Source organism: Streptomyces sp. NPDC101152, assembly GCF_044768275.1.
GTDB lineage: Bacteria > Actinomycetota > Actinomycetes > Streptomycetales > Streptomycetaceae > Streptomyces.
The window spans coordinates 33,457-46,055 of record NZ_JBIWPO010000036.1 but is presented as its reverse complement, the minus strand read 5'-3'; the positions used below and the strand labels follow the sequence as shown (position 1 = coordinate 46,055).

At 70.5% G+C, this 12,599-nt stretch carries 11 protein-coding genes; 1 reads left to right on the top strand and 10 read right to left on the bottom strand.

The genetic code is table 11. The features are described from left to right. Positions 1-140 precede the first annotated feature (140 nt). The 3 genes from ACIRVK_RS33030 to ACIRVK_RS33020 form a co-directional block, all read right to left on the bottom strand. The gene (locus ACIRVK_RS33030) at positions 141-566 is read right to left on the bottom strand and encodes an ATP-binding protein (protein WP_404253638.1); all 426 of its coding nucleotides are present in this window, start codon (positions 564-566) and stop codon (positions 141-143) included. Between the two features lie 73 nt (positions 567-639). Continuing rightward, on the bottom strand, positions 640-2,364 hold the full coding sequence (locus ACIRVK_RS33025; protein ID WP_404253636.1) for a SulP family inorganic anion transporter: 1,725 nt from the start codon (positions 2,362-2,364) through the stop codon (positions 640-642). 230 nt (positions 2,365-2,594) lie between these two features. Then, positions 2,595-2,810: a hypothetical protein gene (locus ACIRVK_RS33020; RefSeq protein WP_404253633.1), complete on the bottom strand. Its 216-nt coding sequence runs from the start codon at positions 2,808-2,810 to the stop codon at positions 2,595-2,597. 123 nt (positions 2,811-2,933) lie between these two features. Here ACIRVK_RS33020 and ACIRVK_RS33015 point away from each other — a divergent pair, with 123 nt between their 5' ends. Further along, entirely contained in the window at positions 2,934-5,249 is a 2,316-nt protein-coding gene (locus ACIRVK_RS33015) for a PAS domain S-box protein (RefSeq protein WP_404253631.1), read from the top strand. Between the two features lie 63 nt (positions 5,250-5,312). Here ACIRVK_RS33015 and ACIRVK_RS33010 read toward each other — a convergent pair whose 3' ends face one another. The 7 genes from ACIRVK_RS33010 to ACIRVK_RS32980 form a co-directional block, all read right to left on the bottom strand. Next, positions 5,313-6,185, bottom strand: a complete 873-nt coding sequence (locus ACIRVK_RS33010; protein ID WP_404253629.1) for a universal stress protein — start codon at positions 6,183-6,185, stop codon at positions 5,313-5,315. A gap of 5 nt (positions 6,186-6,190) precedes the next feature. Beyond that, the gene (adhP, locus tag ACIRVK_RS33005) at positions 6,191-7,213 is read right to left on the bottom strand and encodes an alcohol dehydrogenase AdhP (protein ID WP_404253627.1); all 1,023 of its coding nucleotides are present in this window, start codon (positions 7,211-7,213) and stop codon (positions 6,191-6,193) included. Between the two features lie 30 nt (positions 7,214-7,243). Beyond that, the gene (locus tag ACIRVK_RS33000) at positions 7,244-8,149 is read right to left on the bottom strand and encodes a universal stress protein (protein WP_404253625.1); all 906 of its coding nucleotides are present in this window, start codon (positions 8,147-8,149) and stop codon (positions 7,244-7,246) included. 315 nt (positions 8,150-8,464) lie between these two features. After that, positions 8,465-9,292, bottom strand: coding sequence for a ZIP family metal transporter (locus ACIRVK_RS32995; protein WP_404253623.1), 828 nt, complete (start codon positions 9,290-9,292; stop codon positions 8,465-8,467). A gap of 118 nt (positions 9,293-9,410) precedes the next feature. Continuing rightward, complete coding sequence (locus tag ACIRVK_RS32990; RefSeq protein ID WP_404253621.1) at positions 9,411-10,334, bottom strand: carbamate kinase; 924 nt, start codon at positions 10,332-10,334, stop codon at positions 9,411-9,413. Positions 10,335-10,337: 3 nt separating this feature from the next. After that, the gene (gene argF, locus ACIRVK_RS32985; protein ID WP_404253619.1) at positions 10,338-11,339 is read right to left on the bottom strand and encodes an ornithine carbamoyltransferase; all 1,002 of its coding nucleotides are present in this window, start codon (positions 11,337-11,339) and stop codon (positions 10,338-10,340) included. Between the two features lie 19 nt (positions 11,340-11,358). Continuing rightward, positions 11,359-12,573 (bottom strand): arginine deiminase, encoded by a 1,215-nt coding sequence (locus tag ACIRVK_RS32980; protein WP_404253617.1) that lies wholly within the window; start codon positions 12,571-12,573, stop codon positions 11,359-11,361. Positions 12,574-12,599 lie beyond the last annotated feature (26 nt).

The following is a 12,599-nucleotide window of genomic DNA, read 5'->3' as shown; positions in this document are numbered from 1 at the left end:
GGCCAGGCCGAATCGCTCCGAGGGCCGCCGATTCCAGCAGTGATGACTTCATTAATTGCAAATGTTAGCAACCAATGGCCTCTCGTGATCCTGGCCGTGAACTTCCTTGAGCGGGCGGCAAGTCGGGGATCGGTTGGGCGTCACAGAGGGAGAGTGATCCATACGCTCTTGCCCCCGCCGTCGGCGTCCGGTCGGACGACCGCCGTACCGCTCAGGCCGAGAACGAGTTCCATGACGGTGCCGAGACCGCGCCCACCGCCTCCGGTCGCTGATCCGTACAGCGGCGGCTGGCAGGGGTGGCGGTCGTGGACGGCGAAGGCGAGGCAGTCCTTGCCCGCCGCATAGATCACCGTGAGCTGAGGGGACAGGGCGGCGGCGTGCCGGACGCTGTTGGTGACCAGTTCGCTGAGGATCAGCAGGGCGGGGCCCACCGCGGGGTGACGCAGGCCGATCCGCCACTCCACCAACGCCAACTCCGCGGTCTGGCGGGCGATCCGGACTGCGGACGGTTCGCTGGGCAGTGTGAGTACATGCCGGTACGGCATGGCTTCCATCTGCGTCGACATCACACCCTCGCGCGGGTGAGACGGTATCCGGTGACGCTGTCGGGGCGGATCCGCAGGACCGCGTCGGACACGTTCATCGGACGGCTTCCTCCGACGAGGGACTGCTCGCGGGTGCCGGGGCGGCGGGCAGGACCCCGGCGCGCTCCAGGTGACCGCGGGCTCCTTGGATCGCCTCGGGTGTGGTGCCGTACTCCCGGCCCTCGTGGCGCAGCAGTTCCAGCGCGCCGACGGAGTCGAGGACCTGGCGCTGTCCGGTTCGAATGCCGGAGGCGAGGACGAGGATGCCGCGTCGGTTGAGTTTCTCCACCGCGTCCTTGAGGACCAGGGCGCCGCTCGCGTCCATGGTCGAGACCCGGGACATGCGCAGGATCACCACGCGGACGTCCGCCACCTCGGTGAGCTCCAGCAGGAAGCGGTGGGCGGCGGCGAAGAACAGCGGTCCGTCGATGCGGTAGACGACGATGTGTTCGGCGAGCAGAGCGTGTTCCTCGGCGCTGTGGTCGCCGATGTCGAGCGGCACCTGGTCGAGGCTGGCCTGCTGGGCCACTGCGCGCAGGGCGAGCGCACCCGCGACGAGCAGGCCGATGATCACGGCGTAGACGAGGTCCAGGGCGAGCGTCGCGACGGCGGTCAGTACGAGGATCACCGCGTCCGAGCGGGTCGCCCTGGCCATCGCCCGCAAGGAGCCGACCTCCACCATGCGGATCGCCGTGGCGAGCAGGACACCGGCGAGAGCGGCGAGCGGGATCTTGGACACCAGCGGTGCCGCGGCGAAGACGATGGCGGCGAGGACGGCGGCGTGGGTCACCGCGGCGAACCGGGAGCTCGCGCCGGTGCGAACGTTGACGGCGGTGCGGGCGATCGCACCGGTCGCCGGGACACCGCCGAACAGCGGTGCGGCGATGTTGGCCAGTCCCTGGCCGAACAGCTCTCGGTCCGGGTCGTGTTTCTGCCCCACGGTCATGCCGTCGGCGACCGAGGCCGACAGCAGCGACTCCAGCGCCGCCAGGGCCGCGACCGCGACGGCCGAGGGAAGCAAGGTGCCCAGGGAGCCCACATCGAGGAAGGACAGCGAGGGCATCGGCAGCCCCGACGGTAGGGCGCCGATCGGCTTCGCCGCGTCCAGTCCGGCGGCCTGGGCCACGATCGTCGCCGCGATGACCGCGACGATGGAGAAGGGGATCGTCGGCCGCCACCGGGCGCCGATCAGCATGACCACGGCCACACTGACCGCGAAGGCCAGCGCGGTCCAGTTGGGGGCCTTCGCGAACGCCTCGATCGCACGCCAGGTGACCGCGAGGACCTGGTCACCGTCGGGCTTGGGAACACCCAGGGCGTTCGGGATCTGCTGGAGTCCGATCACACAGGCGATGCCGAGGGTGAAGCCCTCGACCACGGGGGCGGGCACGTACTGCATGTACTTCCCGGCGCGCAGCGCGGCCAGCGCGACGAGCATCAGGCCCGCCATCAGGCCGACGGTGAGGACGCCGTTCGGGCCGTACCTACCGACGATGGGCACGAGTACGACCGTCATGGCGCCGGTCGGTCCCGACACCTGCAGATTCGAACCGCCGAAGACGGCCGCGATCGCACCGGCGACCACAGCGGTCGCCAGGCCCTCCTCCGCTCCCAGCCCGGAGGAGACCCCGAAGCCGAGCGCGAGCGGCAGCGCGACGATCGCCACGGTCAAGCCGGCCAGCAGATCCCGGCGCGGGTCGCGGCGGATCTGGTCCAGATCGGCACGGGCAGGCAGCAGTGACGTGATCCGGGCCCAGACCCGGCTGATCCCCGAGGTCATCGCGCGGCGACCCCGGCTTCCCGCGGCTCGGCCAGCGACACCCGGTACAGCGGAACGGACACGGCCCTCGGCCTTCCCTTCAAGCCCCCTGAGGGGCGGCCACGCAAGGTTGCACCCTCAGCTGCCTGCAGGCACAACAAACACAGCATCTAACCAATTGCGAAATTTTGCAATTCATTATTACCGCACTTGAGTATCTTCCGCCTCCAGCCGGGCAATGGTCTCGGCGATCAGCCGCGCGGGCTGCGACGGGTGCGCAGTGCCAGTACCAGGCAGACCGTGGTCGCGGCGATGGCCAGCGAGGCCGGCAGTCGTGCCCATGAGGTGCCGGCGACCGGCGCTTGGGCGGCGAGCGGTACCACTGCGGTCGCGGCGGCGGCCGCCAGGGCAGGTGTGCATCGCGCCTCCGGCGGCTGAACGGACGGATGCCGCAACGGAACGGTCACCGCGGTCGTCGTGTGCGCACAAGTTCGGGCACTGGGGACCATTACACGACTTGTCGGGGCAGAGCCCTGTTGTCTGCGTTGAGATGACCTGTCTCACCGTGAGTCTGGGGAGGCGAGGTCGAGATGAACGACTTGATGGAAACGGCACCGCCTGATCCCGTCCGCACAGTGGAAGCGGCCACCTGCCGGTGCGACGCTTCGGCCGCCGTCGGTGTTCCGGGCGCCGCCGAGGAGAGGTTCAGGGGGCTGCTGGAAGCGGCGCCGGACGCGATGGTCATCGTCGACGACACCGGCACCATCCGCCTCGTCAACGCCCAGACCGAAGCCCTCTTCGGCTACCAGCGCGAAGAACTCCTCGGCCACCCCGTCGAACTCCTCGTCCCCGGCCGCTTCCGCACCCACCACACCGCACACCGCAACGGCTACGCCCACAACCAGCAAGTACGCCCCATGGGCGCCGGACTCGACCTGTACGGACTACGCAAGGACGGCACCGAGTTCCCCGTCGAGATCAGCCTCAGCCCCCTCGAAACCACCGACGGCCTCCTCGTCTCCGCCGCCGTCCGCGACGTCAGCGAACGCAAAGCCGCCGAGGAGAGGTTCAGGGGGCTGCTGGAAGCGGCGCCGGACGCGATGGTCATCGTCGACGACACCGGCACCATCCGCCTCGTCAACGCCCAGACCGAAGCCCTCTTCGGCTACCAGCGCGAAGAACTCCTCGGCCACCCCGTCGAACTCCTCGTCCCCGGCCGCTTCCGCACCCACCACACCGCACACCGCAACGGCTACGCCCACAACCAGCAAGTACGCCCCATGGGCGCCGGACTCGACCTGTACGGACTACGCAAGGACGGCACCGAGTTCCCCGTCGAGATCAGCCTCAGCCCCCTCGAAACCACCGACGGCCTCCTCGTCTCCGCCGCCGTCCGCGACGTCAGCGAACGCAAAGCCGCCGAGGAGCGCATCAACGAGCTCGCCGCGCTCGTCGAGTCCTCGCAGGACGCGATTCTCGCCAAGACCCTCGACGGCCGCATCACGTACTGGAACGCTGCGGCCCAGCGACTGTACGGATTCACGTCCGACGAGGTGCTGGGGCGTCACGTCTCCCTGCTGGCGCCTCCGGCGAGGAGGGACGAGATCACCGCGCTGCTGGAACGGTTGCGCCAGGGCGAGCGGGTCGAGCACTTCGAGACGCTGCGGCTCACCCGCTCCGGAGCGCTGCTGGACGTCGACGTCACGCTGTGGCCGACCCGGGCGGCGGACGGCGCGGTCGTCGGGGCGTGCGCGATCGTGCGGGACATCAGCGACCGCAAGCGCGCCGAGGCGGAGCTGAAGGAGCTGTACGAGCAGCAGCGGCATATCGCCCTGACCCTGCAGCGCAGCCTGATGGGTACGCCGCCCGCCATCCCGGGCCTCGCCACGGCCAGCCGCTACCGGCCGGCGACCCAGGGAGCGGGTGTCGGCGGTGACTGGTTCGACCTGATCCCGCTGGGCGCCGGCCGGGTGGGTGTGCTGATCGGCGATGTGATGGGCCGGGGTCTCGAGGCCGCGGCCGTCATGGGTCAACTCCGTTCCGCGGCACATGCGTTGGCCAAGACCGGGCTCCAGCCGCGGCAACTGATGCAGGCGATGGACACCGTCGTCGCCGATCTCGATGTCCCCGACCAGCTGGTCACCTGCTGTTATCTGGTCATCGCCGCCGACACGGGGGAAGTGACCGTGTGTTCCGCCGGCCACCTGCCGGTTCTCGTGGCGATCCCCGATGCGGGCGCCCGGACGCTGCCGGCACCCGTGAACGCCCCCCTGGGGGTCGGCGGGGTGATCTACGAGCAGTGCTGCAGCACCATCGAGCCCGGTGCCACCCTCGTGCTCTACACGGACGGTCTGATAGAAACCCCCGGCACCGACATCGAGGACAAGCTCGCCCAGCTCGTCGCCACCCTGGACGCGCTGGCGGCCGCGGTGCCCGACCTGGAGACCGCTGCCGATCATGTCCTGTCGACGCTGCTGCCCGACGCGGACGGCCACGACGACGTCACGCTGCTGCTGACGCAGCTGCCCGCCGCTCCGCTCGCCACGGCCACCACAGACCTGCCCGCCACGCCCGAGTCGGTTCCGACGGGCCGCGACTTCCTCAGCAAGGCCCTGAGCACGTGGGACTGCGCGGGCGCCGCGGACGACGCGCTCCTGCTGCTCTCCGAGATCCTCACCAATGCCGTACAGCACGCGCAAGGCCCCATCGGGGTGCATGTCTGCCGCACGGACACCGATCTCACCGTGGAGATCAGCGACCGCAGCTCCCACCTCCCCCAGCCGCGTCTCGCCGCGCAGGACGAGGAGTCCGGGCGTGGCCTGCTGCTCGTCCGTGCTCTCGCCGACGACTGGGGCGTGCGTCCCACGGACGAGGGGAAGACGACCTGGTTCAGCCTCAAGGTATGAGCACGCGCGCCCGGCCGGACGCCTGCCGTACTCCCCCGTTGATTTCGACTCAGCCCGTCGCACTCACGTCCGCTGCGGTACGACGGCGACGGGGCAGACGGCGCGGTGCAGCACCCCGTGGGCGACGCGGCCGAGCTGGAGGCCGTAGTGGCCCTCGCGGCGCCGGGCCCCGACGACCAGCAGGTCGGCGTCGGCCGAGGCGCCGAGCAGGACCTGGCGGGCGTGGCCCTCGACGGTACGCCGGTGCACCTCGATGTCGGCCGGGACGTCTCGCAACGCCGCTTCCAGCACCTGCGCCGCCTTCTCCTCGTGCAGCCGCGCCGGTGCGCCGGCCAGCAGGGGATGGTCGGTCGTCTCACGTGCCGGAGACCGCCAGGCCCGAACGGCTTCCAACGGCACGCCGCGGCGCCGCGCTTCCTCGACGGCGAAGCGCATCGCCGCCGTGTCCGTCGGATCGTCACCGACGCCTACGACGATGCGGCCGTGCCTGCCGGGTACCCTCCGGTTGTCGTGACTGCCTCGCAGCACGATCACCGGGCAGTGCGCGTGGCCGGCGACGGTCATGCTGACCGAGCCGAGGACCGCCTCGGCCAGGCTGCTCCGGCCCCGTGAGCCCACGACCAAGGCAGCGGCGGTGCGGCTCTCCCGTACGAGCGCGTACTCGGGCTCCTCCGGCAGCACGTCGGTGATGACCTTCACGTCAGGACGCCCGGTACGGACCCGGCGCGCTGCGGCTTCGACGATGTCCTCGGCCATCACCTGGTCCGACGGTTTGCCGAGATCGTCCGCGAGCGCGGTGCCCTCGTACCGTTCCCACAGGGAGGCGTACACGAGCCTCAGCGGCAGCCCGCGCAGGGCGGCCTCGTCGGCCGCCCAGTCGACGGCGCGCAGGCTCGGCTCCGAGCCGTCGACGCCGACGACCAGGGGCAGTTCCATCGGGCTCACCTTCCCGCGTCCAGGTCGAAGACGATCCGGGCCTTGATGTCGCCACGGAGCACGGCGTCGATGGACTCGTTCACGGACACGAGCGGGCGGGTCTCGTAGATGACCTTCGTGCGACCGGCGGCGTGGAGCTGGAAGACCTCGGCGAGGTCCTGCCGTGTGCCGACGATGGAGCCGATGACGGACGTGCCGTTCAGGACGGTGTCGAAGATGGGGACCTGGATGGTGCCGTGTGCCGGCAGGGCCACCATGACGAGCTTTCCGCCGCGCCGCAGGCCGGAGCCCGCCGCTTCGAACGCGGCCGGGTTCACCGCGAGGGCGATCGCGGCGTGGGCGCCGCCGTGCTTCTTCAGCTCCTTGCCCACGTCCTGCTTCCGCGCGTCGATGACGAGGTCGGCACCGAGCTCGCGGGCGAGTTCGAGCTTGTCATCGGTGACGTCGATGGCGGCGACCGTCGCCCCGGCGATCTTGGCGTACTGCAGGGCCAGGTGGCCGAGTCCACCGACGCCGGAGATCGCGACGAGCTGGGTGGGCCGGACGTCGGCGACCTTGAGGGCCTTGTAGGTGGTCACGCCCGCGCAGGTCAGGGGGGCCGCGTCGAAGGGGCTGACGCCCTCGGGCACCGGCTGGGCGAAGTCGGCCCAGGCCAGCATCTTCTCGGCGTACCCGCCGTCACAGCCGTACCCGGTGTTGATCTGCTGCTCGCACAGCGTCTCCCAGCCGGACAGACAGTGCTCGCACCGCCCGCACGCCTTGCCGAGCCACGGCACGGCGACCCGCTGCCCGACGGACAGGTGGGTGACACCCTCGCCGAGCTCCTCGACGACACCGACGCCCTCGTGCCCGGGGACGAAGGGCGGAGTGGGCCTGACGGGCCAGTCGCCGTGCGCGGCGTGGATGTCGGTGTGGCACAGCCCGGAGGCCTCGACGCGGACGCGGACCTGGCCAGGGCCGGGTTGCGGGTCGGGACGCTCCTCGATCACCAAGGGCTCGCCGAAGGCCCGTACGACCGCTGCCTTCATGATCTGTTCTCTCCTCTGCAGAGGGGTACGTCAGTCGTGGGCGACGACGGCGACGGGGGCGGTGGAGTGGTGCAGGACGGCGTGGGTGACGGTGCCGATGTGGGCGCCGACGGAGGAACTGCGGATGCGGCGGCCGACGACGACCAGGGAGGCTTCGCGGGCGGCGTCGATCAGCAGGAGCGAGGGGCTGCCGTAGCCCGACTTCTCGACGACGCCGACGTCGGGGTACTTCTGTCGCCAGGGGCGCAGCACCTCGCTCAGGATGAGGGCGTCCCCCTTCGCCATCTCCCGCTCGACCGCGGGCTCGAGGGCCATGCCGTAGGCGTAGTAGGGCGGCGGGTTCCAGGCGTGTACGACCCGCAGCGGCACCGAGCGGCGCGCCGCGGCATCGAAGGCGAACCCGATCAGAGCCTCGTCAGGGCTCGCGACGTCGAGTCCGAGGACGACGGGCCGGAACGCCGTGGCCGCGGAGGGAATGCCTGCCGGGTCCATCTGGTGTTCGTCCGCGGCCTGCTCGCCGGCACGGACCAGGACCACGGGCCGCTCGGTGTGGGCCACGACCGCGAGGCCGACCGAGCCGACGAGGAATCCGCCGATCCCGCCCAGTCCGCGTGAGCCGAGTACGAGCATGTCGGCGTCCTTGGCCGCCTCGACAAGGGCTTCGGCGGGTCGCCCGGTGAGCTGTTCGGTGGTCACCTCCACTCCGGGGTGACGCAGCCTCAGACCGTCGGCGGACTCGCGGGGGACCCTCTCGGTCCAGTGCTGGTGCGTCTCGGCGCCGAGGAGCGGGGCCTGGGCCGTGGGCCCCGGGACGGGCTCCCAGACCTGGACGAGCTTCACCGGCAGTCCGCGCAGTTTCGCCTCGCGGGCCGCCCACTCCGCGGCGGCGCGGCTCTCGGGTGAGCCGTCGAGGCCGACGGTGATGGTGCGGGGCATTCTCTCCACCTCCTGAATCGGGGTCCGGGCGACCCGATTCCAGGGTCATGTCCGGGGGTTCTTCAGGGCAGGGGCCGATTGGTCCCTCAGCGGTGACGATGGGCCCTGCGGGTGCGGGGTGAGTGCAGCCAGGTGTGGTCGCGGACGATGGGCAGCCGCGCCCCCGCCCTGCCCAGCCTCCAGGTGGCGCCGGCCCAGGAAACGGACGGGCTCCGGCCGCCCCGCCGCCCGCAGCAGTGAGCCAGCGCTGGGTATGTTGTGGGGCAGAGGGGGTTGGTCGTCGGGCGCGGCGAGTTCGACCAGACCGCGGGCTCTTCAGGCGCCGGCGGCGGTGACAACGGCGTCCGTGGCGAAGCCGAGAACGAGGCCCAGCAGGACGCACCAGGTGGTCAGGGTCTTCATCGCGGCCTTCCGGGCGACGGCCAGCAGTTCGATGACCACATAGAGAATCGACCCTGCGGCCAGACCCAGGAACGCGATCGACACCGTGTCGTTGACCAGGTGCTGGCCCACCACGGTGCCGAGGAAGGTCGGTCCGCCGCCGATCAGGCCGAGCAACAGCAGCGTGGCCCAGGAGGGACGCTCGCCCTCGGCCGCCAGCGGGGCGACGATACCGAACCCTTCCGTGGCGTTGTGCAGGCCGAAGCCGATGATCAGCAGCAGGGCGAGGGAGAGTTCCCCCTTCGCGGCGGAATTGCCGATCGCCAAGCCCTCCGCGAAGTTGTGCAGACCGATGCCGGTGGCGATCATCAGCGCGAGCGAGCTCGCCTGGCTGCGGACCCGCGGTGCCAGCTCGGCGGAAGCGGCGGCACCGGGACCGGCGGGCCGCGCCACGGAGTCGGCGCGTCGGGCGATCCAGCCGTCGTAGTACACCAGGCTCATCAAACCCACGCCGAGACCCACGGCCAGGGTGATGCCCCCAGTGGCCACCTTGCCCCAGTGGTGGCTGCCCAGGGCGCCATCGACCGGTTCCCACGCGTGGGTCAGTACATCCCAGACCAGGAAGATCAGGATGCCGATGGCCACGGCGTTCAGGCCGGCCCGCAGCCGGAGGCTGGGGCTGCGCAGCCGGCCGAGGGGCAGACCGAGATAGATGGTGAACCCTGCGATCGCGCCGAGCAGGGCTACCTGAGAACTGGACACTGGGGAACTCCAGTCGAACGAGCGGAGAAGTACACTCCGCACCATAGATGAGGTGAGCCTTACCTAACAGACACCTGCGGGGCGATTTTGAGAAAGCTTGGCCCAATGCTTGGCGCTTTCATCCGACCGTGAGGTCCGGTCGGATCAGTGTGCCCGACCTGCCGTGGACGATCTCGTAGGCCGCGTCCAGGGCGCCGATCGCGGCCAGAGCGCCGGTGCGCTCGACGAAGCGGGCGGCCGCCTCGGCCTTGGGGCCCATCGAGCCCGCAGGGAAACCTCCGTGCCGCAGGTCCTGAGGGGTGGCGTCGAGCAGCGGGTGCTGGTCGGGGGTGCCGTAGCTCTCGTAGACGTAGGGGACGTCGGTGAGGATGAGAAGGAAGTCGGCCTTGAGGTCCTCTGCGAGCAGGGCCGCGGTGAGGTCCTTGTCGATGACGGCCTCCACTCCCGTCAGTGCGCCGGTGTCACGGTTGGCGGTGACGGGAACCCCGCCCCCGCCGGCGCAGATCACCAGCGTCCCGCTGCTGAGCAGTTCGTGGATGGTGTCGGTCTCCAGGATGCGTTCGGGAGCGGGTGAGGCGACGACGCGCCGCCAGCCGGTGGTGTCCCGGGCGAGGTGCCAGCCCCGGTGGCGCGCCAGCGCCTTGGCCACTGGCGCGGAGTACACCTGGCCGACGAACTTCGTCGGCCGTTCGAAGGCGGGATCGTCGGCCCGCACGACGGTGTGCGTGACCAGAGCGGCGATCCGGTGTCCGGGCAGGGCGTCGTGCATCCCACGGGCGAGCAGGGAGCCGATCATGCCCTCGGTCTGGGCGCCGAGCAGGTCCAGCGGGTACGGGGCGCTGAGGGCGGGGTCGGCCTCGCTCTCCATGGCGAGCAGGCCGATCTGCGGGCCGTTGCCGTGGGTGAGGACCAGCTCGTGCTCGTGGGCGAGGGTGGCCAGAGCGGTCGCGACCCGGTCGATGTTGGCCTGCTGCACGGCGGCATCGGGGCGTTCACCGCGGTGCAGCAGCGCGTTGCCGCCCAGGGCGACGACGATGCGCATGGTTCAGTCCTCCAGGGTGGCGACGAGCACGGCCTTGATGGTGTGCAGCCGGTTCTCCGCCTGGTCGAAGACGATCGAGGCGGGCGAGGAGAAGACCTCGTCGGTGACTTCGAGGCCGTTGAGTCCGTAGGCCTCGAACAGTTCCTGACCGAGCCGGGTGCGGTGGTCGTGGAGGGACGGCAGGCAGTGCATGAACTTCACGTCCGGGTTGTCCGTGAGGGCAAGCGTCTTGTCGTTGACCTGGTACGGCAGCAGCAGCTCGATCCGCTCCCGCCAGGTGTCGGACGGTTCGCCCATGGAGACCCAGACGTCCGTGTGCAGGAAGTCAGCGCCTCGGACGGCGGTTTCGACGTCCTCGGTCAAGGTGATCCGCGCTCCGCTGTGGACGGCCGTTGCACGGCATGCGGCGACCAGTTCGGGTTCCGGCCACAGTGCCTTGGGCGCGGCGACGCGCACGTCCATGCCGAGCAGGGCACCCATCGACAGGAGGGAGTTGCCCATGTTGTTCCGGGCGTCGCCCAGGTAGCAGTAGCTGACGTCCGTGAGGGGCTTGGTGCTGTGCTCGCGCATGGTGAGCATGTCGCACAGGCTCTGGGTGGGGTGGGCGGTGTCGGTCAGTCCGTTGTAGACGGGGACGCCGGCGTGGGCGGCGAGTTCGGTGACGATCGACTGGGCGGAGCCCCGGTACTCGATGCCGTCGAACATGCGGCCCAGCACGCGGGCGGTGTCGGCGATGGACTCCTTGTGGCCGACGTGGGTGTCGCCGGGGCCGAGGTAGGTGGTGCGGGCGCCCTGGTCGGCGGCGGCGACCTCGAAGGCGCAGCGGGTGCGGGTGGAGGTCTTCTCGAAGATCAGGGCGAGGTGCTTGCCGGTCAGCCGGGGTTGTTCGGTGCCGGCGCGCTTGGCGGCCTTGAGGTCGTGGGCGAGAGTGAGGAGGCGGTGTATCTCGGGGGCGGTGAAGTCGAGTTCGCTCAGGTAGGAGCGGCCTCGCAGGTCGACGGTCATGAAGGGGTTCCTTACGGGGTCAGGCGACCGGGTCGCGTTCGATGGGGCAGCTCATGCAGCGGGGGCCGCCCCGCCCGCGACCGAGTTCGGCACCGGCGATGGTGACGATCTCGATGCCCTGCTTGCGCAGGTAGGTGTTGGTGGTGACGTTGCGCTCGTAGCCGACGACCACGCCGGGTGCGAGGGCGAGGAAGTTGCTGCCGTCGTCCCACTGCTCGCGCTCGGCGTTGCGAATGTCCTGCGGAGCCGACAGCATGCGGACCTTGTCCAGGTCGAGGGCCTCGGCGAGGGCGGTCGCGAGATCGGAGTTCGCGGTGACGTCGAACCCGGTCTCGCGGCTGTCGCTGGGCCGCAGCGTCCACGAGCGCAGGGAGTCCGCGAGGCCGGGGTAGATGACGAACGTGTCGTGGTCGACCATGGTCAGCACGGTGTCCAGGTGCATGTACGCGCGGGCCGCGGGGAGTTGGACGGCGATCAGCTTGCTCGCCGCACCGGTCGCGAAGAGCCGGGCGGCCAGGTTCTCCACGGCCTGAGCGGTGGTGCGCTCGCCCATGCCGACCATGACGGCGCCGTTGCCGAGGACGTGGACGTCCCCGCCTTCGAGGGTGCCGACAGGTCCGTCGAGGAGAGGCGCGGGCGCGGCGCCGGCGAACATCGGGTGGAACCGGTAGATGGCCTCGGCGTGCAGGCTTTCGCGGCGCCGGGCGGGCTTTGCCATCGGGTTGACCGACACCTGGTCGTAGACCCAGCAGGAGTTGTCGCGCGGGAAGAGGTGGTTGGGCAGCGGCGCGAGCGCGAAGTCGTCGGCGCCGAGCGCGTTCCACACCAGGCTGTGCGGGGTGGCGAGCGGAAGGTCGCTCTTGAGGAGGCCGCCGATCAGGAATCCGGCGAGGGTCTCGCCGTCCAGTTCGGCGCACAGTTCGCGCACGGGGTCGATGAGGGCCGGGCCCACGGTGCCGGGAGTGACGACCTGGTCCAGCAGCCAGTCGCGGGCCCCGGGAACATCGAGGGTCTGCGCCAGCAGTTCGGCGAAGTAGTGGACGCGGGCTCCGTGGTCGCGCAGGACCTGGGCGAAGGCGTCGTGCTCCTCACGGGCGCGTTTGGCCCACAGGATGTCGTCGAAGAGCAGGGCGTCTACGTTGCGCGGGGTGAGGCGGGAGAGTTCGAGGCCGGGGCGGTGCAGGATCACCTGGTGCAGCGGGCCGACCTCGGAGTCGACGTGGAAGGTGTTCATCGCGGAGGTTCCTCTGTGCGGGGGAG